The organism is Calothrix anomala FACHB-343, from assembly GCF_014696435.1.
Classification (GTDB): domain Bacteria; phylum Cyanobacteriota; class Cyanobacteriia; order Cyanobacteriales; family Nostocaceae; genus Aulosira; species Aulosira anomala_A.
Genome location: NZ_JACJQG010000068.1, coordinates 1 through 26,610 on the forward strand (window position 1 = coordinate 1; position 26,610 = coordinate 26,610).

The window sequence follows — 26,610 nt, forward strand, 5'->3', positions numbered from 1 at the left end:
AAATGAATTTATAATCACAATCAAACTAATATATTTTAATCCTTCGCCCAAAAATAACATATTTTGGGCTATTTTTATCAGACTTTTCTTAACATTCAACATTTCTGATGATGGGTATATAATTCTCTAGTCAGTTCTTTCGCCTAAGATTAGATAAAAATAAATTGCTGACTACTGACTCATCATCATTAATAATGAAGGAAAAATCAATTAACTAGACTCGCTTTCTACATTTATTGTATTAGAACCAGATTTGTCGTAGGAGCACGGCATCGACAATCTTTTGGTACATACAATAATTTTACTGGTGCCGTGCCCCTACAGCGTTGTCTAAATTACATAACTACTTATATGGGCTGTTAACAGTCAACAGTCAACTGTCAACAGCCCTCACGATTGATTATGCAACTTAAAAGCAGAATAATTTATTTATTCTTCACCTGACTTTTCGCCTGTTCTAAAGCGATTTCTTTAATTGCTTGATAAGAATTGACATTAGCAGTACCTTCAATGGCTTTAACCGCTAAATCTTGGACTTGTTTAAGCGCAGATTCCAGTTGTTTAGAAAGATTTTGTAGCCGATTATCTTGATTACTGATAGTCTGTTCTAAAGACTGTAATCTCTGTTCATAAAAACGCTTTTGTCCTTCAACTTCCTTATTGTATAAATCTGATTTAACCTTAGCTTGATAGTAAGCAATTCCCTTACCTTCTTCTGTGGCTTTTTTAATTGCGGCTTCTTTCTCTTTAGGAAATGCTTCTACTTTTGCTTTAGACTCTTCAAATTGCTTTTCTCGTTCTGCAATGGTTTTTTCCTTTTCCGCCCAAGCTTTCTCTGTTTCTTGCTGAAATTCTTCTAATTGTTTATTTAGCCCTTTTTGCTGTTGTTCATATTCATCTTGCGTCAACTTTCGCTGAAGTTCTAAATTATATTTATATTCTGCTTCATCTCTTTGGCGAGTTTTCTTGAGATTTTCATCTCGTTCTTTGACTAATCGATGATTTTCATCTTGTTCTTTAAGCCAAGTCTTTCTTTGTTCATCTAACTCTTGAAATAAAACTTCCTTCTGTTGGCTAAATTCTTCTTGATAATTCTTAGAATTATCTTCATAACTAGCAATCAGATTATCCAAAATATCTGCGGTAATTTCTAAATTATGTAGTTGCTTTAATTCTTGGACTTCTTTCTCTACATTTTCTCTAATTTCTCCTAATTTCGATGCTTGTGTCGTTAGCTGTTCAGATAATTCATTTGCCGCACTACCAAAGCCCAATTGAATTTTAGCCAAGCTTTCAATGGTATAATTCATTTTTTGTTGTACAGTAGATGGCTGATTCATAGTAGTTTTTGGTTCTATTTTTGGCTTATCTTTGCTAGGAGATTGGCTAAGAGATTGGTTTTCTTTTAAAGCTTGATTCAGTTGCGTTTTTACAGATGCTGCTTCTTTGGCTAACTCTTCATAAGCCTGAAGAATTTCCGCTTTAGTACTCTTATCAGTTGGTTTTTTCGCTACCACAACAACCCTCCATTATTTACAAAAGCACTTTTCAATTAATTTCTATTTAGCATTAGAACTATCAAAAGCTCTCATCGCTAAGTCTTGAGCCTGTTTTAATGCAGTTTGCAATTGAGTAGTAATACCTTCAATTTGCTCTGTTTGTTTTTTAATTGTTTCTTCTAAAGACTGAATTTTGAGTTCGTAACTCTGTTTGCTAGATTCCCACTCTTTCTCAAACAAATCAGCTTCAACTTTAGCTTTTTGGTTCGTTTCTTTAATGGCTTCTTCTCTGGCTTTCTTAATAGCCTCTTCCAACTCTGTCGGGAAAGCCGCAATTTTTTTCTGGTTTTCTGCAAATAGAGACTGGTTTGCATTCAGGACTTTTTCTCGTTCCGTCCAATTTTTCTCTTTCTGTTGAGTGCTTTCTTGAATTTCTCTTTCCAAATTGCGTTTTCTGGCTTCATAAGCATCTGTAGTTAGCTTTCTTGTAGTTTCTAACTTATATTGATATTCTTCCGTTTCGGTATTGCGTTGTTTCGCTATTAATTCATTGTATGCTTGTAGGGCTTCTTCATATTCTGCTTGTTCTTTTTGCCATTCTTTACGCCTAATGGTAATTTCTTTTTCTAAAGCTTCACGCTTACTAGATATTTCTTGTTCTAAAAACTTTAACTTTTCTTGATGCTCTTGAGTTAAAATATCTAAAGCATCGGCAACAATTCTGATTTGTTGCAGTTCTTGTAAATGCTGAGTTTCAATTTCTATAGCTCGATTTAATTCATCTAATTTAGCGGTTTCTTTTGCTAACTTTTCTGATAGAGAAGTGACAATGCTACCAAATTCTAATTGTAAATCAGCTAAACCTTTAACAATACTATCTACTGTATATGTAGAAGCCGCAGCTAAGATTTCTTGATTTTTTGCCTTTTCTGCTTCCTCTTGTTTCGTAGCTATTTTTAAATCTAATTTTTTTCGTTCGGCGAGAATTTGTTGAAAAGCTTGTACTATCTGTTGTTTGCTGTCTTTGACTGCAACTGTAGTCATACTTCAACTCCTTTCAAGATGGAACAATGTAGCGAGTAGCAAGTCATACCAAAAACTACCCTATGCAGACATCAGAATAGCCTGAAAATAAGGGTTTTCAGCGCAGTGTAAATACTGAAAGGTAGAATCAAAAATCACTTGTTATTTCTTCAAGCGATCTGAAACCTTTCTCTTGCTAGGTAAAGCCTTTTTTACTTTGTAATACTTTAATAGTACTATTGTACTAAATTAAATTTGTTCTTGTCAAGATGCAAATCTAGTTATAGATAAACTTCCAGATATAAATTTACTGCAAACATTCTTGGCAGCATGTAGCGTTAATACTTATAATAAATTGGGTAATGTTACCGATGTAAAGTTTTATAAACTAAGTCAGCAAATGTAGGTTTGCAGCTACATTCAGGCAAGATAATCGATTTAATTGCCATAGCGATCGCAGAACAGACCCAATATTTTGTGATATCAATCAAATGTATACCAGTGAATCAGCCAAGTTTTCTGCCAAAGCAGACATAGGGCAAACTAGCCGCATTCTCATAGTCGAAGATGAAGAACTGATCCGAGAAATGGTAGTAGTAGCCTTGGAGGAAGAAGGCTATGAGGTGGTGACTTCTACAGATGGGCGATCGGCTGTAGAATACCTCAAAAGCTCTGAACCCAACTCAGGGGAAGATTCCTTTGACTTGGTAATCCTTGATTTAATGCTGCCACAGATTAATGGATTAGATATTTGTCGCTTGCTGCGTCATCAAGGTAACCCAGTACCAATTTTGATGATTAGTGCCAAGGGTAGCGAAACTGACCGGGTTCTGGGTTTAGAGGTGGGTGCAGATGATTATCTCACCAAACCCTTTAGTATGCGGGAATTAGTAGCTCGCTGTCGGGCTTTATTGCGTCGTCAACGGTTTAGTACTGTCACCCAACTACCAATTTTAAAGTACAAGGATGTCAGCTTAAATCCCCAAGAGTGTCGCGTACTAGTACGCGGTCAAGAAGTCAATCTTTCTCCCAAGGAGTTTCGCCTTCTGGAACTGTTTATGAGTTACGCGCGCCGAGTCTGGTCGCGGGAACAACTGCTAGATCAAGTCTGGGGGCCAGATTTTGTGGGAGATAGTAAAACTGTTGATGTTCACATCCGTTGGTTGCGGGAAAAATTAGAGTTAGATCCTAGTCGTCCCGAATATATTGTCACTGTCCGAGGATTTGGTTATCGTTTTGGATAAAAGGGGACGATACTTGTTAGTTTTTAGTTGTGATCGAGCAACTAAATAACTTCAATGTTCTTATTGGGATTTTCTCTGGGTTTAGGGTTAGGTATTGGGTTTTGGATGTGGCAACAGGTACAGCTAGAGCATTACCTGAAGCGAATCTTCAAACCTTTAAATTCTCATTATACTGAGGTAGCGCTGCCGTTGATGCCTCGTCTGCGGGAGCAAATTTCCGTGCTAATGCAAAAACGGCAGAATTTACAAGATTCACTAGAAACTTACCAAGAACTACTGAATGTTGCACCATTGGGATATTTGCAGGTAGATGAAGAAAATCAACTGCTGTGGTGCAACAAGCTGGCTAAGGAGATGTTGTATTTGGAGCGGTGGCAACCAGGACAAGTAAGATTGTTACTGGAGTTAGTCCGGTCTTATGAACTTGACCGCTTAATTGAGCAAACTCGCGATTGTCAACAACCAAGGGTGAAAGAGTGGGTGTTTCACCCCTCTTTTGAGAATGCGGCAGCAATGTTAGAAGTAAAGTCTCTGGCTTTACGTGCATCTAGTTTCCCTTTACCTCAGGGACAAGTGGGGGTATTTTTGGAAAATCGCCAACCACTGCTAGATATGAATCAAGCTAGAGAGCGTTCTTTTTCCGATTTAGCGCACGAACTGAGAACACCCTTAACTTCGATTCGTTTGGTTGTGGAAACTTTACAAAACCGCTTAGAACCACCGTTAAATCGTTGGGTTAACCGCCTAATGCAAGAAGTCGATCGCTTGATTAACTTAGTACAAGGTTGGTTAGATCTAACTCAGATGGAAACAGATCCAACCATTCAATTAAATCCGGAAACGGTGGAAGTGCGATCGCTCATTGCTTCTGTTTGGGAAACTTTAGAACCTTTAGCGCAACAACAAAACCTGAATCTGAGCTATTCGGGAATAGAATCTGTTTTCATCAAAGCAGATCGTTCCCGCATATACCAAGTTTTTCTGAATTTGCTAGACAACTGCATTAAATACAGTCTTGCTGACACAACTATTCAAGTTAACGCCAAAATCGTACCAGCAGAAGCTACTGAAATTCACAATTCTACTTCTTCTAGTTTAGAAATCGATATCATCGACGCTGGCGTTGGTTTTTCATCAGCAGATTTACCCCATGTTTTTGAGCGGTTCTACAGAGGGGATAAAGCAAGAGCGCGTAACCAAGTACCAGATTCTCATTCCACACCTACAACTATAGGTAGTGGTTTAGGCTTGGCAATAGTTAAACAAATTATTCTCGCTCACGGTGGTTGGATCAAAGCTATGAATCACCCCGAAACCGGTGGCGCTTGGATACAATTCCAACTACCAGAAGTCATGGCAAATAACTCTAGCCAAGATTATAGTTAAAAAAATAACATCCAGTTTAACAAGATAAGTGTGAACGCTGCCCTTGATAGCCATAATTCCGATGGAAACCAGCTAGCACGCGCTATGCGGCGCTTGGAGCGGGATGTATTACGCATGGGTGCTTTGGTGGAACAATCGTTTCGTCTCAGCCACCAAGCCTTATTTTCCCGCAATCTCACAGCAGCTGAAGCACTTCCGCAATTAGATAAAAAAATCGATCGCTTTTACAGACAGATAGAGTCAGACTGTACAGCGATTATGACAACGCAAGAGCCTACACCACAAGATTTGCGCTGTTTGAGTGCTTTTATGCAATTAGTGCGAGATTTAGAAAGAATTGGGGATTATGCGGAAGATATTGCCGAAATTGCCATTAAAATCTTTCCTTATCCCCCTCATCCATCTTTACCAGAGATTGCAGTTATGTCCCATCACGCGCAAGCGATGTTAGCTACTAGCTTAGTGGCTTTAGCTGATTTAGATGAAGCTGGTGGACGCAGTATTAAGCGTTTGGATGATACTGTTGATAATGCTTATGAACGTCTCTATCAAACTTTAGCGTTTCAAAAAGATGTTCAGGGTGTGGTAGAACCGATTGTGCTGTTAGCTTTAGCTATTCGCTACCTAGAGCGCATGGCAGATCACGCTACTAATATTGGACAAAGAGTGGCATATATTGTGACTGGTCAACATTATTGATTCAAGGTACTAAAATTTAGATTTGGATGGTCAAAACTTTATAGTCAATAGTCAATTTAGCCTTGTTTAGATCTAGCCACAACTAAAAATCAAATATGAAAATTTTGTGAACTAGCATACATTTCACTAAAAGCTTACCTCTTCTTAAACTTGCAAATTTAAAATTAAGGCAACAATAAAAAGTGATACTTTCAAGATTTAAAACTAAAAAGTATCACTTTTTTGATGTTTATTTGATGTTTAGAGGGGAAAGTAAAAAAATGCAGTATAAAACAGGGCTAGCATTATGCTGAAATCAAGCTATTAAATATTTACAAATTAAAGTTTCGAGAGAAAAATTACGCAAAACCTAATTGTATAAAAAACAATGTTATTATACTTAAGCTTTCAGTATAAAAATGTATGGAGCATAACAGATTTCTCTAGGAGGAAATTCAAAAATATTGTCAAACCTCATAATTAAGCCATGATGTAGTCAAAAATATCCTTCAGATATTTCTATGTTTTTCAAATCCCTATAAATTAAAAATGTGATGAGTAAAATATGGCAAACAGTCAAATTTAAATTAAATTACACACCTATAAATAAATTATATATTTTCATAATAGATATGAATTAAAAATCAGCATTAAACATAGATAAAGTCTGATTGTTTTTTAAACTAGAGCAAATTATTGCCTCTACTCTATACAGATAATTAGATATTTAAATATATATATGCTGGGATATCTATAATTTTAGGCTCAAGGATGTAATGCAAGAATGTAATATAAATATTACTTAGCGATCGCACATTTAATTGGAGTTACCTCCAACAACATCAAAGTGTAAGGTTAATTAAATATTCTGCGCAAATTATTGTTGAAAATATGTAAAATTTACCAGTTATCAGTATCTTGTATAAACCAAACTCAGTACCAAAAAATTTTCAGCCTTTATTCCAGTATTTATTCAGTATTTTTACAGTATTCCCCTATCCCTATTCTACTAAACTTACCTCTGAATGTATTTCACAAGTCCTACCACAGAATCTGCTAGTACATTGAATCATGCTCTGATCAATGGACAGTTACCTCAAAGAATATTTGCTCGTGGGGAAATAATTCCCCCACGCAATGAAGTACTTTGGCGCATTGAACAGGGAGCGGTTCGTACTTTAACTTGGAGTGAAGATGGAACATATATTACTCTAGGTTATTGGGGGCCAGGAGATATCATTGGCTATCCCTTATCTAGAGTTAAACCTTATCAAATTGAATCGTTAACTAAAGTAGAAGTCAGTGTTGTTCCACCTCATCTTTGGTCAGAAGATATCGGTGCTTTATTAGCGCATATTCAACAGGCTGAGGAATTACTAAGTATAGTTCATCGTAAACCAATGTCAGTACGCCTGTGGTATTTTCTGTTGTGGTTAAGTGAAAAATTTGGTATTGATGTAGAACAGGGCAAATTGCTCGATCTAAATATCACTCATCAGGAAATAGCAGAAGTTTTAAATACTACAAGGGTGACGATTACAAGACTTTTACAGCAGTTTGAAGAAGAGGGAAAGCTGTTGCGTCAAAAAAGACGAATGATAATTTGTTTACCTCAGAAAATTTTCAAAGAATAGGGTAAAATAATTTTGGTTTATTCGTGAAAACTGCCAACTAACCTTGGTAAAATCATGGATAAATTCATGTAAGTAAATTCCTTAATGAAAAAAATTATTTAGGGAAAATTTACTTAGGACTTAACTAATTTAGGTGTGTGTGAGAGTAAAAGTAATGAAAAAAGCATTGTGGGAGCTAGTAAAGATTGGCCCTTTGGTTGTTGCTGCTACATTTTTGGCTGCTAACAGCACCTTAGCGGGTGAAACCAATGAGAAGGTAACTGGTGTAAGCCAGTTGGCGCAAGACTCTGACAGTATGGGTCAGGTGACATCTGTTTCCCAATTTTCGGATGTACAGCCTACAGATTGGGCATTCCAGGCATTACAATCTCTAGTTGAGCGTTATGGCTGTATTGCAGGTTATCCAAATGGTACTTATCGGGGTAACCGTGCTTTAACCCGTTATGAATTTGCTGCTGGGTTGAATGCTTGTTTAGATCGAGTTAACGAACTGATTGCTACAGCTACAGCTGATTTAGTAACCAAGCAAGATTTAGCGACTTTACAGCGCTTACAAGAAGAATTTTCTGCGGAATTAGCAACTTTGCGCGGTCGTGTTGATTCTTTAGAAGCACGTACTGCCGAATTAGAAGCAAATCAATTCTCTACTACTACCAAGCTACAAGGGGAAGCGATTTTCAACGTTTCTCAAGCTTTTGGTGATACGAGAGCTGACAATGGCGCTAACTTAGAATCTAATACTGTTTTTTCCGATCGCGTTCGCTTAACCTTAAATAGCAGTTTTACAGGGAAAGATCAGTTACAAATCCGGTTACAAGGTCGCAACACGATCTCGAATTCAAGTGTAACTGGTACCAACATGTCCCGTTTGGGCTATGACGGTGGCACTAATAATAGTGTTGAAATTGATAAAATTAACTATGCTTTCAACTTCGGCGATGCAATTAGGGTTAAAGTTGATGCGACTGGTGCTGAGTTGAACGAAAACGTTTATACCTTTAACCCTGACTTTGCTAGTTCTGGTAGAGGTGCGTTATCTCGTTACGGACGTTTCAGCCCTATCTATCGTCAAGGTGGTGACGGTGCTGGTGTAACTGTGAATGTCAATCCTAACGGGCCTTTAACCTTTAGTGCCGCTTACTTAGCACCATCAACCTCCAGAACTACTGCTGGCGTTACTACTAACTTTGGCGCTAGTAATCCTAGTGAAGGGACAGGGTTGTTTAATGGCGATAGTACTATTTTCGGACAGATAGCGTTTAAGCCAAACAAAGCTTTAAATATTGGTTTTTCCTATGCCCGCACTTATCTAGTTGACCCTACTGCAAGTAATTCTGGCTTATTCAAAAGTACAGGTAGTACATTTGCTAACAGGCCCTTTGGAAATGCGCGTACTGAAGCCGACCACTATGGTCTACAAGCTACCTTCCAACCCAGTTCTCAGTTGGCTCTGAGCGGTTGGGTAGGTTACACTAACGCCGATGCTGTAACTGGGCCTAGCAGAAGTGCAGATGCTTGGTATTGGGCTGCTTCACTGGGCGTGAGAGACTTAGGTGCAAAAGGTAACGTTCTCGGTGTAATTTTTGGTCAACCACCAAAAATCACTGGTGGTAGCGGTATTGCTTCTGAAACTGGCACATCCTACCATTTAGAAGGTCTATACAAAGTCAGAGTTTCTGATAATATTCAGGTTACCCCTGGTTTGTTAGTGATTTTCAATCCCGAACACAACGACAATAATAACAGTATCTACGTAGGTACTTTACGTACTACCTTCAGTTTCTAAAGTCGGTAATTAGGTTGTCAAGGGTGGGAAAATCCTGCCCTGACTGACTGATTTTTGAATTTCTATAAATGGCAAGATTTAACCCGCTTCAAGGCGGGTTTTTGTTTGTGTATAAATAGTTATAAAGGATTAATATTTTGTTGACTAGATAGATCGGTTGGCGGGCGATCGCTACTCCAAGCCCACCAAGCACAACTACAGTGACAATTGTAGAATTCTTGCCATTTACGGCGACGGTCTTCTGTAATTACAGGCGATCGCCTATTTAGCCAAACTTCTGTAGCTTCTCGGCTACTGGCTTTGCAGTTAGGACAGCAAAACTGATAAGCATGAATTGCTTTGTTTGTCCATTCAGGCGGAGTAGGAGCGAAAGCGTCCATGTATCTGGGAGATTATCACACATCAAAGGGTAGCATGAAAAGTGATTTTTTTGTCAATGGTCAATGGTCAATAGTCAATGGTCAATAGTCATTTGTCCTCCTTGTCTTCCTTGTCTTACTTGTCCTCCTTCCCTTGTCATTGCTCATTTGCAGGAGATAATCAGATAACCAACTATTTAAGCGAATAATAGATTAATTTTATGGAGCCTATTGTTGAGATTCGCCGTTTATTAGATGTTATGCCGGCTGCGGCTAGAATGCTGACAAAAATAGTTAGCAAACCGGAACAGCCAAGGGTGATTGACGTATCTTTCCCGCTTCCCTGGAATCAAGAACGACCGATATATATTAATTTTGATTTATGGTTTCGTCTGTCGAAATCGCAAAGAGATTTACTACTGTTACAAAAAGTTAGCTGGTTAACAGGGGTGAAGTGGTTTAAACCGGATATTTATCAAGGGGTAGTGCTACTCGGTTTACTGGGTGGTGTAGTGGAATCAGCACAGTCAGATGTGGTAGGTGTAGCTATTGGTTTAGGCTTAAGTGCGATCGCCTGCTTTCGGATTTGGCGTCATAATCAATCTCCAGAGTTAGAATTAACTGCTGATGCTGCTGCAATTCGGATTGCGGGGAGAAGGGGTTATTCTGAAGCTGAAGCAGCAGAGTATTTGTTATCTGCTATCGAAGCTACTGCTAAGATTGAGGGACGTAGTGGGTTAAATTTTAGCGAGTTAATTCGTTGTCAAAATTTACGAGCGATCGCGGGTTTGTCACCTGTGGGTGTACCGGAAAGTTATATCAAGTTGGAATAAGTTGGAATTTGATTTTTATCAATTACTAGAAGATACCATCCAAACTAAAATTCCTAATATTAAATCAACCGGAGGTAGAGGGTAATCTGTCAATTCAATATTCACAGTTTGCCCGGTTAATTTTAGAAATCTCCAATTATTACCGTTGGATACACTTCCATAAATCGTAGAAATAGCTTGCTGATTAGCTTCATTAAATTTCTGAGCCGCAACCATTTCTGCAATACATTGTCCAATTCCCGAATTTAAATCCGCTTTTTTTGCTTCAATAATCACAATTGCAGGTGCTTCTATTTCTAATTGTTCGGGGGAACGGCTAATAATAAAATCACAGATTCCAGTTAATCCAGAAGCAATATCTACAGTAAATTCTGCACCAGAAAAAAGACTAATTTTTCTCTGTAAAATCTTGCGTACTTCTAGCAATACTGGACTGATAATCAACTCAGAACGAGCTTTTTCACTGCCTGTAGCTATTGCCAATGGTAAACTTTCTTCTAAAAAACCACTGAGAATGTTACTAGGAGTAATTGGTTCTATCTCTGGAATAAATTTTTCTCCTTCAATAGTATTCAAGCCAAATGTTTGTTTAACTTTTTTCAGGGTAAATTCGCTATAGGGCATGGGTAATTAAGTCATGGGTGATTCTTATTCAAATTTATAACGACAAAAATTATGATAAATTACTTAGACGCACAAATTACGGTTTGTTTTTCGCTGTCAGCCTTCCCAAGAGTTTGTGTATTAGTAATTACGAATTACCTGAGCTATTTCACATCAGTGACTCGCCAGCTAAGTTTGAGGTTTACCCAAAAATTCCAGATGGTAGCAACTGCGATCGCAATTAGGTTGGCAATGTAGCGGTTGGGAATGAGAAAATTAAATACTAGGTTTAAAATCAGCACATTTAATATCAATCCCGCCAAACAAATTAAATTGAATTTGAGAAAGCGCTTCAAGCGTTGACGCCATTCTTGCTGCTTCATGGAGACATCAGCAAAAGTCCAAGCGTCATTCCATAAAAAATTATTGAAAATGGCAATTTCCCCGGCAATTATTTTACTACGAGTTAAAGGTAAAGCTAAGGTTGTGGGGTCACTCAGTAAATAAAGTATTGCCATATCTACAAATACTCCACTGAGTCCGACTAATCCAAACCGGAGAAATCTACCAAGGGGAAAACCTATGTTTTGACTCAATTGTTCTAATTGTCCTGTAGCTTGGCTAACTCTTCGCCAACCGCCTGTAGTTAGCCGCAAGCGCAGAAGGTGGTGGATATAATCGACATATTGCTTCCATGTCACCTTGCTTTCGCCTTCTTTGCGTTCGCAGAATACATAGCCGACTTCCGCAATTTCATCGACATTTCCCCGTCCAATTACCTCTAGGAGAATTTTATAGCCTACGGGATTGAGAATTGCCCCGGCGATCGCATTTCGCCGTACCATAAAATAACCGCTCATGGGGTCAGAAACTCTTCCCAAGACTCTGGGTAAGATAATTAATCCTAAAACTTGCGCCCCACGGGATAGAAAACGTCTGATAACACTCCAACTGCTGACACCACCGCCTTCTACGTGACGACTGGCTACTGCTAAATCTGCACCCTGTTGGATTTGGGTTAACAATTGTGTTAATACTTCTGGCGGATGCTGTAAATCTCCATCAATAACGCCTAAAATACTACCTCTTGCGACTTGCCAGCCCCGAATTACTGCTGAAGATAGCCCTCGCTCCTGTTTTCGCCGCATTACTTGCAATTGTGGGTATTCTTCTGTTAAAGATTGTGCTACTTCCCAAGTGCGATCGGGACTATCATCATCTACTACAATTAGTTCATATTGTCCAGGAATCGACTCATCTAACAACTGACTCAAAATCTTGACAACTTGATGAATATTGTCACGTTCTTTATAAGTGGGAATTACTAGGGAAAGGATAATATTTTCTTTTGTTATGGATGTAATTTGCGGCGGAAATTCTGGTATTTGTAATTCACCAGTTGGTACGGGTAATAATGACATGGGTTGGCGTTGAATCATTAGTGTAAACTTCCAATGAATTGATTTAGGATTTTCATTATTTTTCTGAATTTAGTTGGCGGTTAAATTATGTTTATATTTTAAATTTTGTTTGCCGGAATCTTCGGGTTGTAAAATTCCCCAACATAAAAGTATAGCAATCCTCTTTGACATATGAACAAAAATTACAAGTTAGATATGTATTTGTAACTCCTTTGCAGATTACTATATGGCAAATAGCTTCATCATGGAATCAATTAATACTATTTTATTTCGGTAATTTCACTAATTCAAGACTATCACCTTGATTCTTATATAAGGAATTAACATCATAATTTTTTTGCATATTTTTTTCTAAATCTGCTGATGGTTTAAACAAAAATATATTTTCTCTCTGCTTGGTAATAACAAGTTGACTAGGCTGCTGTGTTAGTTGAAAATCAGTCTCTGACTTGAGCAGATGTATTAATCCTAAAATAGTAGTGAATTCAGCATCACTAACTATCAGAGGCTCGGCAGTTTTATTAATGATACTTGCTATTTGATGCAAATTTCCATTATTTGCATCTCCTTTATTCCACCACATTGCAGCAGAAGATATAATTACGTTAGATATCACACCATTCGCTAGTAAGAAAATAGTTACTCCTGTCCAGATTTTTTGACTGATTTTTCCTGGTTTATCAATTAGTTTACTAGAAAGCAAGTAAGCAATCATTAATTGAATTCCTAAAAAAGTAGGTATCATATACCTGGGTACTCCTGAACGTCTGCCACCAGATATGACATCAGGTATGATTAGGAATATTGCTGTAGTCAGAGTTAAAGTTAAGATAAACAACCAAGAAGATTTAGGAGTTGAACGACAGAGATAGTCAATTGAATAACCGATTAAAATGAGTAAAGCTAGAGCAAAAGGGAAAATTAAAAAAAATGCTTTTAGCGGTGCTTGCTCGTTAATATTTATCCAATCTATAAAAATCCGAGTTATGTTCAGTATCCACTTCCCCACAAGGGCGGTTAAACTAGTTGATTTTTCAATCCAATCTAATCTTTGGATTCTACCTTCAGCTTTACCTTTGCTAACAATTATCAGCCAAGGTATAAAGATGATAATTGCGGAAATTAAAGATGTGAAATAAGCAATAACCACAGGAGTTAATCGCCAACGCTGCATTAGCCATACATAAATCCCATGTCCGATGGCTATAAATATTGATAGTAAAAAGGTATAGAAGCTGAGAGCTATAGTAATTGTATAAATCACCCAACTCAAAAATGATTTTTTTCTTAAAGCTATCAGGAGAGCATAACTAGAAATTAAAATAGTCAATATCCACAGGCTATATTGTCTAGCTTCCTGAGCATATAAGATATGAAAAGGTGAAATTGCCATTAAAGAAACGGCTATTAAACTTGTCAACGGCAGTGCAAATAACTCTTGGCACAAGTAATATATGCTAACTAAAGATATTAGACTAATTGCAGCAGAAAGACTTCTAATTGCAGCTACAGAATTACCAAATAACTGCGACCAAAACCAAGCAATAACATAATAAAGTGGCGGATGTTGGGGATCTTCTAATGCTAGCCGCTCAATTGTACTGCTTACTCCCTTTTCCTGATTAGGTTGTTGATATTTCTTGAGTTGATTGATACTAATAACTTGACCGTTGTAAACTTGATTTACAACTTCTGAACTTGAATGTCCAGAAAGCCAGAGTGATGTATAAACTTCATCTGACCAATAAACTTTACCATTGAGATTAGTAAATCGAAAATATATTCCGAGTAATAAAACAGTAACTATAATAATTTTGAGCCATCTGGGGTATACCTGCCGACGTTTCTGATGAAGAGTTTCCATGTTTAGGGAGTTTTGAGAACGTCTGTTATTTTAAGTAGGTAATTTAATTTCACCAACCAGTAACTAACTCAACCACAGTACTTGGTCAAAGTAGACAGTAAAATCTACCCTAATATAGATTAAAGATAAATTTTAAATGTAAATTAAGTAACAATTATCACTTATAATTGGTCGCTGAGATCCCTATTCAGATTCCTGGCAAAATAAAAGAAGTAACTTGATTTTCACTCCTGTGAAGCATAAAACTGTTGATGATATTCTCGACCGTGCCTTACTGGGATACGATATATCCCCAGTCGAGGGAGTGGTGTTATTAAAACAAACACAAGAAGACGCGATCGCTCTGATTCAAAATACAGCCGATAAACTCCGCCAGCGTCAAGTTGGTGATGTCGTCACCTACGTCATCAACCGTAATATTAACTTTACTAACATTTGCGAGCAGCATTGTAGTTTTTGTGCATTCCGGCGCGACGATGGGGATAATGGTGCTTACTGGTTAGATTGGGCACAAGTGTTAGAAAAAGCTACAGATGGGGTAAAACGAGGTGCTACAGAAATCTGTATGCAAGGGGGATTGAACCCACAAGCCTTGATTAATGGCAAATCCCTGCCTTATTATCTCAAATTAGTAGAAACTATTAAGCAGGAGTTTCCCCAGCTACACTTGCACGCTTTCTCGCCCCAAGAAGTACAATTTATCGCCAGACTTGATGGACTGGAATATGCTGATGTGATTGCGGCTTTGCGCGATGCGGGTGTTGGTTCTATGCCAGGAACAGCCGCCGAAGTGTTAGATGATGAAGTGAGACGGGTACTATGTCCCGAAAAAATAGATACAGCAACTTGGTTAGAAATTGTTAGTAAAGCCCATCAATTAGGCTTGCATACCACAAGTACCATGCTGTCAGGACATATTGAGAGCAAAGAACAGCAAATCGCACATTTAGAGAAATTGCGATCGCTACAAATGACAGCCATGAAAAACGGCTATCCAGCAAAAATTACTGAGTTTATTTTATTACCTTTTGTTGGGCAAGAAGCACCCAAACCTCTACGGCGGCGGGTGGGACGCGATCAACCGATTTTAAGTGATAGCTTACTGTTAACTGCTGTAGCGCGGATTTATTTGGGAAATTGGATACCTAACCATCAACCAAGTTGGGTAAAGCTGGGGTTAGATGGAGCGACAACAGCTTTATTGTGGGGTTGTAACGATATTGGCGGCACATTGATGGAAGAACATATTACCTCAATGGCGGGTGCGGTAGGCGGTACATCGATGGAAGCAGAAACCCTGCAAAATGCGATCGCTTCTTTAGATAGACCTTATCAACAAAGAGACACTCTCTATCAAAAACATTGAATTCAGTTGACTGTTGTACAGACAAGGGTTATCGCGTCTCTACTGACTATTGACTGATCCCCCGGATACCAATCCAAGATACTATGGACGTTGATTTATGCATTATTTCAGTACATGCTTATGAAGCGCTATTGGTCGCGTCTGCTTGCCCTGGTTTTAGTTGTAACCATCGGCTTAATGGGCTGTTCTAGCCCTGATAGTTTGACAGGAGATTATCGCCAAGACACCTTAACGGTAATCCAAACTTTAAGAAACGTCTTAGAGTTATCAGATGATTCACCAAGTAAAGCAGCAGTTCAAGCAGAAGCGCGTCAAAAAATAAATGACTTTTCAGCCCGCTACCAAAGAGCTAACTCTGTTTCTGGACTTAGCTCCTTTACTACCATGCGTACAGCCTTAAATTCCCTAGCAGGACATTACAGTTCTTACCCCAATCGTCCTGTACCAGAAAAACTCAAAAATCGTCTAGAACAAGAGTTTAGTCAGGTAGAGGCGGCGCTAAGACGCGGTGCGTAACTGTCAATAAAATACAGTCAGACAATTTTGGATTTTGCGAACAGCTGCAAAATCTAAAAATTGGCACAGTCAAGAGTCTTATTAAATTGGGACTCTTGGCAAATTTGTTTAGCTTAGTAGACTCACTAAACACTTTTTAAATTTTGCATTTTAATTCACCAATAAGAAAATAGCATTTTCTCTGCTATCATCTCCAGCGCCTAGATTTGTTGATGAGGATTAACTTATGTCCTCTACCTGATGCCATAAACGGGTAATATCTTGGATGACAAGCAAATAACTAAAAGTTGGGTAATTACCTGAATCTGTTTTAAAAATCCAATTAATAACAAAATCCGGCAACAGAAATAGGGGTTTGAAAGTCTGGAAAAATAGGCTTCAAAGCCCCTATTTACTCAATAGAGAATTTGACATCCATCAATCTCAGTTATGTAATTGAAAGTTGATGGTCAGACTGCTTGTATAAAAGCTTTTAGCTCAAAAATCTGGAAAAGAGCAATCAATCAAAGATTGTTAAATTCCAGCCTGTGCCCAGCTTTTACAGCAAGTCTACTTTTCCTGCTACCTTGAAGTATGTTTAACCTTCCCTTGAACGTTACGAAATCAAAGTCATTTACCCGAAGCCTCTTAGCTGCGATTTTCACTAGTAGTTTATTGACTCCTTATTTGGGAAATCAACCAGCACAGGCGCAAGTGCAACAATATTGCCAATTATCGCCAAAAGCTGTCAAAGAAAAAGAAAACTTACGTTTGGCAGCACTAAGAGGTAATTCAGAAGCGCAAAAGCGTTACCAGCAGATATTAAAACAACATGCACAGGAAATGCAGGCTTGTCGTAATCGCACCTGGCCGCAAAATCAAGCTATTTGGTTGCGCTTGTATCCTTGTGATATCCAGCCGGGGTTACTCGATCGCATGATGGATCGGATTGTTAACCTGGGCTATAACCAAGTTTATGTGGAAACCTTTTATGATGGGCGGGTATTATTACCAGCCGCCAGTAACCCGACAGCTTGGCCTTCTGTGATTCGCAATCCAGGTGCAGAGAAAGTAGATTTGCTAGCAACGGCAATTCAAAAAGGGCGACAACGGGGTTTAAAAGTTTACTCGTGGATGTATACGATCAATTTTGGCTATAGCTATGCCTTGCGTCGAGATCGAGAAGGAGCGATCGCGCGTAATGGCAAAGGTCAAACTAGCTTGTATGTTGTAGATGTGGGTACTCATGTCTTTATCGACCCCTACAACGAACGAGCAAAACGCGATTACTATCAAATGGTACAGGAAGTACTGCGCCGTCGCCCCGATGGGATTTTATTTGACTATGTACGCTATCCCAGACAAGGGGGAAGCAATTCTATCGCCACCAAAGTTACAGATTTATGGCTATTTACTGCTGCAACTCAAGAAGCTTTATTTCGACGGGCACAAAATAATAAAGGTTTAGATTTAATTCGCCGCTTTTTAGGTAAAGGATATATTACCCCCGCCGATATTTCCGAAGTCGATCAACTTTATCCCCAAGAGGGAGAACCTCTGTGGCAAGGACGAACTGTATCCTCAGCGCAAAAATCCCTAATCAATCCTACTCAAAGACAACCGCTTTTACAATGGGATTTGTGGCAACTCGCTGTTGCTCATGCCATGCAAGGTATCTTAGATTTTGTCGCCTTAGCAACTCATCCCGCCCAAGAATTAAATATTCCCGCCGGGGTGGTATTTTTCCCTGAAGGTAACCAAAGTGTCGGACAAGGCTATGATTCGCGCTTACAGCCTTGGGATAGGTTCCCTAATTCTTTAGAATGGCATCCTATGGCTTACGCGACTTGTGGTGATGTTAGTTGTATTGTGCCGCAAATACAAAGGGTTTTAAGTATGGCGAAACCAGGTACCCAGGTAATTCCGGCTTTAGCTGGTAAATGGGGAGGTTCAATTAGTAATCGTCCATCTTTAGAAGCCCAAATGCAAGCACTGCGACAATTTGCGCCCCAAATCAAAGGGGTAAGCCATTTTGCTTATTCTTGGCAATATCCTGACCATGATAGCGATCGCAAATTATGCCGCGCTCAGTAATTTAAAATAATATTTTTTACATTTTTTACTCTGTTGGGCTGAATACATCAGTTCAACAGCAAATTCTCATACCAATTTAAAAAGACAATGCGACAGATACACAAGCCTAAACCCTGATCCTGTCCGGATTCTTAATTTTGAATTTTGAATTTTGAATTTTGAATTGGTATCAATTACACCAATCTCCTAATTGCGTAGCCAGAAAATAGCGTACATGGTCAACAAATGTAGCCCCCCACTGTCTAGTTCCATGTCCCATCCCCGGAACGACATAACAAGCACCGTCAGGAAATTTTTGGGCACAAGCACGGGTATCTTTAATTCTGACAATGGGGTCGTTAGCACCCACTAAAAAGCGCACTCTACGCGGTAACTGCACTTGCTCAACATAATTCATGGGATTGCAGTTCCAAGCATATTCATCGTGATATTTCAGATTTTTGGCTAACTGTAAAAGCTTGACTACAGGTTGTAAATCTGGCTGTACTCTTTGTAACACTGCTGTTGCTAATCCACCTAGAGGTGAAGCTGCTAAATCTGGTAACAACCCATAACCCCAACTATTAGCAAAGGACTGGAGGTCAGTATGACCAATCGTTCCTAGTAACCTCTCTCCCAAACCTTGAGCGGTAAAGGCGTAACCAGATAGCAAAACACCCATACTCACGCCAAATAAAGCGAGTTTGGAATTACTCAACCCATAGCGATCGCTACAAAATTTACTAATGCTATCAATATTACTAGCTGTATTGCGGAATATACTTAAAAAGAATGCCGTATCAAAGGCAATACCTTGGTTAATTAATGGCTGAATCTCATTTTGTACAACAGCCGTAAAGGTGCGTACTAAACTGCGTTCTCCCGCCAAAGGCGTATCAAATAAAGCAACTGCAATACCCATTTGTGTCAGTGTTGGCACAATAAAAGCATTCCAGCCATAAGGCGCACTCATCCCTTGTAAACCAATAACTAGCGGTGTTTCCCTGGTAGGTCGATGTGGTAAAAAGACAGCTACAGGAAAGCCGCTTAACCGTTCGTCAATCTCCTTTATAGCAGTATAAGGATAAGGCTGATAGAACCAATAGCGATCGCCATTCACACCGTCAAAATTAATTGTATCTGGCCCGTAAATCCGCATATTTTCAATGGCAGAGTGTTGATGGTTAACTGTTGACTGTTGACTGTTGACTGGGAACAGTGAATTATTCTGCCTTAATTGCCTACCCAGGATATAAGTGTTTATAGCCTGCCTAAGCAGACTTTACTAGTGGTTCATCGCATTAATTATGTGGGATAAGTTTCTTCTTCTTTTCTCTTCCTTCGCGGACTTCGCGTCTTTGCGGTTCGTTTTTTTACTCCTCGTAATTAATGCGATGAAACAATAAAAGGGTATTGATTAAGGAAGTGAGATGTTCCCTATCATCACTTTGTTTCCATCCAATTATCACCTGCGCGAACATCTACTAATAACGGCACAGATAACTCAACTGCATTTTCCATCACAGACTTAATTTGTGGTTGCAATTCATCCCATTCTGGCGGCGGAACTTCAAACACTAATTCATCGTGAACTTGTAATAATAACCTCGCCTGATATTTACTCAAAACCTCATGCAATCTCACCATTGCAATTTTGATAATATCTGCACTAGAACCTTGAATTGGTGCATTCGCAGCCGAACGCAGTAAGCCAGCATCGTAAGCACCTAGATTTTTTAATTTACTCAAATCAATCTCTTCTGGATTGCTACCTTTTAATTGACGTAAATTATTGCTGGTAAACTCAAAATACCGCCGACGGCCGAGAATTGTTTCTACATAACCTTTGGCGATCGCTTCTTTTTTTACTCGCTCTAAATATGTAAATACTTGTGCGTAACGTTCGTTAAATCGCTTGATAAATTCATTCGCAATATTTTTATCAACCCCAGTAGAACGGGCAAATTTTAGCGAACCCATACCATAAATTACACCAAAGTTAATCGTTTTGGCTAATCTTCTTTCATCGGCTGTGACATCTTCTTTTTCAAATACTAACTTTGCTGTCACAGTATGAATATCTTCATTTTGCTTATAGGCTTGCACTAAAACGGGTTCTTGGCTTAAATGCGCTAAAATTCTTAACTCAATTTGTGAGTAATCAGCAGCTACCATTAAAAAGTCTGGTTCAGGTAAAAACGCTTTGCGAATTTGACGACTAAAAGCTGTCCGAATAGGAATATTTTGTAAATTGGGATTAGAAGAAGATAACCTGCCAGTTGATGTTGCAGCTTGGTTAAAATCTGTATGTACTCTTTGCGTATCGGGACGTACCAATGCTGGTAATGCATCAACATAAGTAGACTTTAATTTAGATAAAGTCCGGTATTCAATAATCGCATCAACAAAACCAGTTTGGTCAATTTCTTGGAGTTTTTCTAATGTTGCTGCATCTGTAGAGTAACCTGTTTGAATTTTCCGCGAATACTTAGTACTTAACCCTAATTTTTCAAATAAAATATGGCTTAATTGTTTAGGAGAACCTAATTTAAATTTTTCGCCAGCGATTTCTGTCGCTTTTTCTTCCAACTTAGCCAAATCAATTTCTAACTGCTGCGAAAGTTCTTTTAAGTAATCAGAATTAATTCGCACACCTGTATATTCCATTTCCGCTAAAACTGCTTCTAGCGGTTGTTCCACATCTACAAATAGCTGATATAACTCGGTAAATTGTTTTAATTCTTCACGCAGTTTTGCTACTAAGCCAAATGTCGAATAAACATCCATACCGCAGTAATCAGCTACTGTAGGAATGTCTAAATCAGCAATAGTTTTACCTTTAGGAACTAAATCTACATAACTTTTAGCTGTTAAACCCAAATATTTCTGCGCTAAATCGCTTAAATTATGGCTAGCATCGGGATTTAATAAATAACTCGCTAGCATGGTATCAAATACCACCCCTGCCAATTTTATGCCTTGACACCGCAGAACTAAACGGTCAAATTTGGCATTTTGCAAAGATTTGGGATAATCGGTACTTTCTAAAATTGGACGTAATGCTGTTAATACCAAATCTAATTCTAGATTTTTCTCATTTTTGTGCCCAAGGGGAATATAAGCCATTTCATCGATTTTTGTCCCCCAACAGCAACCAATTCCTACTAAAGCTGCGTCTCGTGGTTCTAAATCTGTGGTTTCTGTATCCCAAGCAACGGGTATTTCTGGATTAGTAAATTTTTGTAATAATTTAACTAACTTTGTCAGTTTCGCTTCACTATCAATAATTTGTGGTTGAATTGCAGAAGCTGGCTTTTGTTGTGCTGCGGCTGTATCATCTGCACTAAAAAACCACAAATCTGGATCTTTATCGTCAATATTTGGTTGTGCTGTGGTAGTTTCGGGAACTTCTGCAACTTCTCCGCCAAATTTTTGCTGAAGTTCGTTGATTTGCTTGAGAAAGCGATTAAACTCTAATTTTTCTAAAATTGGTACAAGTAAATCTCTATCGAAACCTTTTAATTTACAATCTTCTAAATTTACTTCTAAAGGCACATCAGTCACAATTTTCGCTAAATATTGCGACTTTTTCGCATCTTCTTCCCCTTCTACCAGTTTTTTCTGAGTTGCGCCTTTAATTTCATCTATTTTTGCATAAATATTCTCTAACGAAGCGTAAGTACTGAGTAACTGAACTGCGGTTTTTTCACCAATACCCTTGACACCAGGAATATTATCTGATTTATCGCCACAAAGAGCTTTAAAATCAACAATTTGTTCTGGTAACACACCCAGCTTTTGTTGAACTTGTTCCGGGCCGAATTCGCTGATACCATTTGTAGATCGCTTCCAGGCATCAGGTGTAAAATTAAGCACAGTGATTTGCTTTTCCAGGTCGATCAGTTGAAATAAATCGCGATCGCCTGTGAGAATTTTCACTTTATACCCAGTCCCTGTTGCAAGCTGTGCTAAAGTACCCAACACATCATCAGCTTCAAAACCAGGAGCCGTAAAAATCGGTAAATTGAACCCTGCAAGCAGTTCATGTAAATTTTTTAAATCTGGGACAAAATCTTCTGGCGTACCGGGGCGATCGGCTTTATAGGTATCATCAGCTTCATGACGGAAAGTAGGTAAACCCAAATCAAAAGCAATAGCCATTGCTTGAGGCTGTTCTGTAGTCATCACTTCCAGCAGACACTTAATAAAGCCAAAACACACGCTGGTAGGAATCCCCGTTTTTGTCCGTAATCCCCCATCTCGTCCCTTAATAAAAGCAAAATAAGAACGGAACGCCAGGGAATGTCCATCTACGAGGATGAAGGTAGGGCGTGTTGCGATTGTAGAAGAAGAAATTTGCGACATAGGCTTATTGTAGCTAGAAGCGGAAAATAGGGGCTAGGGGCTAGGGACTAGGGGCTAGCGGAGAGATATTTTTATATTTAGGTGTAAAATTTTTGCGTGATTAACTAACTTAAAGTTCTCTTTCTCTATTAACGTGCGTCTATTTCTCCTCTGATCTTCTTTCTTGGCGTCTTGGCGTACTTGGCGGTTCATTTTTTCCAAAATTTATCCTAATTCACGAAATTACTGATAAAAATCACTTCCTCTGCTTCCTCTGCATACACAGCGATGGAATATTTTTTTAGTTGGAAGTTCCTAAAACTGCGATCGCTCCCCATTCAACCCTAGAGCCTGTTAACCTCTTACTGGAAGCCAAAAAATTAGGGAATTTATGGATCTAGCAGCTACTACTCATCTACCATCGATGGAAAATCAGGCTCAAGCTTCAGCAGAAATTAAATTACTGGTTTTAGATATCGATGGCACAATTTCCGGTAAATCTAACAAAATCAGTAAACCCGTAAAAAAAGCGATCGCCGCAGCACAAGCAAAAGGAATTCAAATAGCGATCGCCACTGGACGCATGTACCGTTCAGCATTACGCTTTCATCAAGCAATTGGCTCTACATTACCATTAGCAGCATATCAAGGCGCTTGGATTCAAGACCCAGCCACCGACAAAATTCATCGCCATTTAACAGTTCCGCGAGAAATCGCATCCCAGCTACTAGATTATTTTGAACAACCACAACTGCGATCGCTTCTCTCCGTTCACTTCTATATCAACGATCAACTTTACGTGCGAGAGTTAACCCCAGAAACCAAACTCTACGCCAAACGTTCCGGAATTACAGCCATTCCCGTCGGTGATTTACGCCAAGCTTTAGATAACGAACCCACAAAAGTCCTAGCTTTATCTGACGACAGCGAAGTGATTGAGAAAATATTAGGCAATTTACGCCTTCAATACACACCCGCAGAACTTTACCTCACCACCTCTGTTGCTACCTTCTTTGAGGCGACTCACCCTTCTGTCAACAAAGGAACTGCGGTGCGTTACCTCGCCGAAGAATTACTCGGCTTACAAAGCAGTAACGTTATGACTATTGGCGATAACTTCAATGATGTAGAAATGCTAGAATACGCTGGCATTGGTGTAGCTATGGGTAATGCGCCAGCAGATGTCCAGGCTATAGCAAATTGGGTAGCGCCTCCCGTTGAAGCAGACGGAGTTGCAGCCGCAATAGAACAATTTTTACTAACTTGAAAATAGGGGCTAGGGGCTAGAGACTAGGTGTGAGGGGAGAAAGAACTTCATGCCCTCGCCGTGTAATTTATCACATGACCGTCTAGCATGAACAGCTATCTTAAAAATTCACTTAGTACACATTAATTCCTAGCTCATTCTCTGCGTACCTCTGCGCTTCCCTTTGCGCGCCTTTGCGTTAAAAATTTAACCCTCAATAAACCACAACTTTATGCAAAGCTGCACTTAGTCAACATTCTAAAAAATCAGAAAGGACACCGACGACTGGCCGTGTTTCGTCTCGGTGCCCCTGCTGGTTCGCTCCTCACACACCAGATAATATATATCACGTGTTCAATTGAGTCAACACTTGTTATATAAATTTATATTTACTTTCTCAGAGGCTTTACGGAAATGGGGCATTGGTTAACAGTCAACAGTCAACAGTCAACAGTCAACCGTCAACCGTCAACAGCTATTTTTCCCCCTGCTCCCTGCTCCCTGCCCCCTTGCCTCTACTTCCTAGCCCCTTAGAGTTCTAAAGGCGCAACAACCCCAAGTTTTTCCTCTAGCAACATCCTCAATACAGACTGTGTAACCATCACTAATCCCAGTCTGGCCTGAGCTAGTTCCCGCGCCGCGATTTTTACTTTGCCCCAAATGCGGCACTGGCTCCAAAAATTTTCAAAAGCTTGGCTTAAATTCAAAGCAGCTTTTTCCCAGTTCAGTGAACTTTTAACATCATCGCCTTGCAAATCATCGACAACCTGCACTAACTCGCCTATGAGTTGACTTTCCGGCAGATGATAGCAACGCAGTTTTCCATCACTGTTCAGCCAAGGTATCGGGTGAGGAAACAAAACCTGCCATAAAGTTGTCCCTGAACTGCTAAGTGCTTGATTTTGCACTGCCCCCAGTTGAATTAATTCTTCTCGGTGAGCTTGTTGCAATAGCGAGCAGCAACGCGCATGGGCATATTGCACCGTAAATAAGCGCTGGGAATTGTTAATGTTAAGATTTGCTGTTTTCCCGCTCCTTCCTGCTCGCCCTAAATTGCCATCTGTAATATTTTGTAACCAAGCCCCTAAGATTGGCTGAGACAATTCTAAATAAATCCAACCAGGGGGAACAATTGCCACCTGAAAAACGTCGCCACAGGACGCTAATAGGTCGTTAGCGATCGCCTCAGCCATTGCCATCGCTTCATAATTCTGAGATTTTTCTAGCCACAGAGCAATACCAGAAATATATAAAATTCTTTTTTCATCTCTACCTTTATATAGAGGAAATTTCCCTTCTTTTATGCATAAATTTTCTGACTGAGAAGTACAAACACCTAGAGATTTTTCGATTTGGCTGTATATTAACCGCTTAAATGCTGTGTATTTACTCACTAGTACCTGAAAATGCACGTAGTTCTCAATGAAGACAGCCTCATCTCCAAAATGTTGATTCTCTGTCATCTATCTAAAGTTGTAAGTTTCTTCTAGATAAAGAAAAATGAGAGTAGAATAAAATTTGATGAATATTCAATGAATAGAGGGTAAACTTTACTACCATCATTGTACAGTAAGAAGTATAACAAAAGAGTAGGGAGTAAAATGCTTTCTATTCTTTGGATGGCTGGCGCTGTTAGGCGTTAAGCCGGACTCGCCAACACAAAGACACTCCTTGCACCTTTTTTTGTCGTCTTTGTCTTCAGCCGAACGCTCTTTGTTACCTATGCAATCTCCATCCTCTTTTTCCGAGGCTTCTCGTCCGTTTTTAACTTGGCAACGCATTCTTGACTGGGCTCAAGAACACTATCGCTGCCGTACCTTCAGCAAAGATGAGCGCATTCCAGCTCGCCCTGGATTGCTATATTTGGTGCAAAGGGGTGCGATCCGCATGGTAGGAACCGCCCAAGTTAGCGCTACTGCCAGTCAGTTAACCTCTCGTCGCATCAACAGAACTCCAGAAGAAGCTTTCTTGGGTTTTGTGGGTGCAGGACAACCATTTGAAATTGTTGCTCAGTCACCATTCACACTCCAGGCTTACGCTCACGTCGATCAAACTGCGGTGCTGTGGATGTACTGGCACGATTTGGATAACTGGCCTCACTTCCGTCGCGAAGTTATGGACGCCTTTAGATATCAGCACCAACGTAAATTGTTGTGGCTGAGTGCTTTGGGACAACGCCGCACCATTGACCGTCTGTTAGGATTCCTCACTTTGTTAATTGAGGAATATGGCGAGCCAGCAATGAGCGAAACCGATCCCGATGTAATTCGCGGCTATTGTTTGCCCTTCCCCTTGACCCATGCTCAAATTGGTAGTGCAATCGGTTCAACTCGTGTAACCGTCACCCGCTTAATGGGCAAATTACGTCAACGTGGTTTAATTTTGACCCAAGGGGACAATCTCATTTGCTTACCAGCAGAATCGATTAATAGAGCTAGCTAAGGTTAAGTTCAGATCTGCTATCAATAGCAGGTGTCAGCGAATTTGAACAAACATAGTTTGGGCGATCGGTTCCTGCTCCTGCTTAGTAAAAAGTAAGTTGGCATCAGCAACCACAGTTTGCTGCTCGGTTTGACCAGTCTGTTTGACCACCACAAACAGATTGCGTGTAATCGGGAATTTCCGATAGGTAAGCCTCAATGTTCAATGTGTTTCATTTACCAAAACATGCAAATGGGAGAGCAATTGTTTGCGGTAAAGAGCAACGTACTACCTTTGTATTTACCCCAACAGCAAAGGTGAAATTGAGCATTGAG

At 39.4% G+C, this 26,610-nt stretch carries 20 protein-coding genes; 11 read left to right on the forward strand and 9 right to left on the reverse strand.

Annotated elements, in window-relative coordinates; all coding sequences use genetic code 11:
- Window positions 1–425 precede the first annotated feature (425 nt).
- Window positions 426–1,517, reverse strand: a complete 1,092-nt coding sequence (locus H6G08_RS29085; protein WP_190549449.1) for a coiled-coil domain-containing protein — start codon at window positions 1,515–1,517, stop codon at window positions 426–428.
- 42 nt (window positions 1,518–1,559) lie between these two features.
- Window positions 1,560–2,543: a coiled-coil domain-containing protein gene (locus tag H6G08_RS29090; RefSeq protein WP_190549450.1), complete on the reverse strand. Its 984-nt coding sequence runs from the start codon at window positions 2,541–2,543 to the stop codon at window positions 1,560–1,562.
- A gap of 470 nt (window positions 2,544–3,013) precedes the next feature.
- On the opposite strand from H6G08_RS29090, the gene H6G08_RS29095 reads away from it, so the two are divergent.
- The 5 genes from H6G08_RS29095 to H6G08_RS29115 all read left to right on the forward strand — a co-directional run bounded on the left by H6G08_RS29095 (window position 3,014) and on the right by H6G08_RS29115 (window position 9,250).
- Window positions 3,014–3,766: a winged helix-turn-helix domain-containing protein gene (locus tag H6G08_RS29095; RefSeq protein ID WP_190549452.1), complete on the forward strand. Its 753-nt coding sequence runs from the start codon at window positions 3,014–3,016 to the stop codon at window positions 3,764–3,766.
- Between the two features lie 54 nt (window positions 3,767–3,820).
- Window positions 3,821–5,152 carry a sensor histidine kinase gene (locus H6G08_RS29100; RefSeq protein ID WP_190549454.1) on the forward strand — a complete coding sequence of 444 codons (1,332 nt, stop codon included), beginning with the start codon at window positions 3,821–3,823 and terminating at the stop codon, window positions 5,150–5,152.
- 30 nt (window positions 5,153–5,182) lie between these two features.
- Entirely contained in the window at window positions 5,183–5,851 is a 669-nt protein-coding gene (phoU, locus tag H6G08_RS29105; protein WP_313943110.1) for a phosphate signaling complex protein PhoU, read from the forward strand.
- A 1,004-nt stretch (window positions 5,852–6,855) separates the two neighbouring features.
- Window positions 6,856–7,464, forward strand: a complete 609-nt coding sequence (locus H6G08_RS29110; RefSeq protein ID WP_190549456.1) for a Crp/Fnr family transcriptional regulator — start codon at window positions 6,856–6,858, stop codon at window positions 7,462–7,464.
- Between the two features lie 154 nt (window positions 7,465–7,618).
- Complete coding sequence (locus tag H6G08_RS29115) at window positions 7,619–9,250, forward strand: iron uptake porin (RefSeq protein ID WP_190549458.1); 1,632 nt, start codon at window positions 7,619–7,621, stop codon at window positions 9,248–9,250.
- 119 nt (window positions 9,251–9,369) lie between these two features.
- On the opposite strand, the gene H6G08_RS29120 is transcribed toward H6G08_RS29115, so the two are convergent.
- On the reverse strand, window positions 9,370–9,630 hold the full coding sequence (locus H6G08_RS29120) for a hypothetical protein (protein WP_096644353.1): 261 nt from the start codon (window positions 9,628–9,630) through the stop codon (window positions 9,370–9,372).
- A 200-nt stretch (window positions 9,631–9,830) separates the two neighbouring features.
- Here H6G08_RS29120 and H6G08_RS29125 point away from each other — a divergent pair, with 200 nt between their 5' ends.
- Window positions 9,831–10,442 (forward strand): DUF3318 domain-containing protein, encoded by a 612-nt coding sequence (locus H6G08_RS29125; RefSeq protein WP_190549460.1) that lies wholly within the window; start codon window positions 9,831–9,833, stop codon window positions 10,440–10,442.
- Window positions 10,443–10,460: 18 nt separating this feature from the next.
- Here H6G08_RS29125 and H6G08_RS29130 read toward each other — a convergent pair whose 3' ends face one another.
- From H6G08_RS29130 to H6G08_RS29140, 3 genes are all read right to left on the reverse strand, one after another.
- Entirely contained in the window at window positions 10,461–11,066 is a 606-nt protein-coding gene (locus H6G08_RS29130; RefSeq protein WP_190549462.1) for a hypothetical protein, read from the reverse strand.
- A 143-nt stretch (window positions 11,067–11,209) separates the two neighbouring features.
- Entirely contained in the window at window positions 11,210–12,484 is a 1,275-nt protein-coding gene (locus H6G08_RS29135; RefSeq protein WP_190549463.1) for a glycosyltransferase, read from the reverse strand.
- Between the two features lie 247 nt (window positions 12,485–12,731).
- Window positions 12,732–14,330 carry a glycosyltransferase family 39 protein gene (locus tag H6G08_RS29140; RefSeq protein WP_190549465.1) on the reverse strand — a complete coding sequence of 533 codons (1,599 nt, stop codon included), beginning with the start codon at window positions 14,328–14,330 and terminating at the stop codon, window positions 12,732–12,734.
- A gap of 232 nt (window positions 14,331–14,562) precedes the next feature.
- Here H6G08_RS29140 and cofH point away from each other — a divergent pair, with 232 nt between their 5' ends.
- The 3 genes from cofH (at window position 14,563) to H6G08_RS29155 (ending at window position 18,285) form a co-directional block, all read left to right on the forward strand.
- The gene (gene cofH / locus H6G08_RS29145; RefSeq protein ID WP_190549467.1) at window positions 14,563–15,696 is read left to right on the forward strand and encodes a 7,8-didemethyl-8-hydroxy-5-deazariboflavin synthase subunit CofH; all 1,134 of its coding nucleotides are present in this window, start codon (window positions 14,563–14,565) and stop codon (window positions 15,694–15,696) included.
- A gap of 114 nt (window positions 15,697–15,810) precedes the next feature.
- On the forward strand, window positions 15,811–16,212 hold the full coding sequence (gene psb27, locus H6G08_RS29150) for a photosystem II protein Psb27 (protein ID WP_190549469.1): 402 nt from the start codon (window positions 15,811–15,813) through the stop codon (window positions 16,210–16,212).
- Between the two features lie 573 nt (window positions 16,213–16,785).
- A complete protein-coding gene (locus H6G08_RS29155) occupies window positions 16,786–18,285 on the forward strand; it encodes a family 10 glycosylhydrolase (protein WP_190549471.1) in 1,500 nt (499 codons plus the stop codon).
- 169 nt (window positions 18,286–18,454) lie between these two features.
- Here H6G08_RS29155 and H6G08_RS29160 read toward each other — a convergent pair whose 3' ends face one another.
- Entirely contained in the window at window positions 18,455–19,423 is a 969-nt protein-coding gene (locus tag H6G08_RS29160) for an alpha/beta fold hydrolase (protein WP_190549473.1), read from the reverse strand.
- A gap of 284 nt (window positions 19,424–19,707) precedes the next feature.
- Complete coding sequence (gene polA / locus H6G08_RS29165; protein WP_190549474.1) at window positions 19,708–22,629, reverse strand: DNA polymerase I; 2,922 nt, start codon at window positions 22,627–22,629, stop codon at window positions 19,708–19,710.
- A gap of 370 nt (window positions 22,630–22,999) precedes the next feature.
- Between polA and H6G08_RS29170 the strand changes: the two genes are divergently transcribed.
- Window positions 23,000–23,875, forward strand: coding sequence for a Cof-type HAD-IIB family hydrolase (locus H6G08_RS29170; protein WP_190549476.1), 876 nt, complete (start codon window positions 23,000–23,002; stop codon window positions 23,873–23,875).
- Between the two features lie 509 nt (window positions 23,876–24,384).
- On the opposite strand, the gene H6G08_RS29175 is transcribed toward H6G08_RS29170, so the two are convergent.
- Window positions 24,385–25,317, reverse strand: a complete 933-nt coding sequence (locus H6G08_RS29175) for a DALR anticodon-binding domain-containing protein (RefSeq protein ID WP_199322786.1) — start codon at window positions 25,315–25,317, stop codon at window positions 24,385–24,387.
- A 259-nt stretch (window positions 25,318–25,576) separates the two neighbouring features.
- On the opposite strand from H6G08_RS29175, the gene H6G08_RS29180 reads away from it, so the two are divergent.
- Window positions 25,577–26,296, forward strand: a complete 720-nt coding sequence (locus H6G08_RS29180; protein ID WP_015114387.1) for a Crp/Fnr family transcriptional regulator — start codon at window positions 25,577–25,579, stop codon at window positions 26,294–26,296.
- Window positions 26,297–26,610 lie beyond the last annotated feature (314 nt).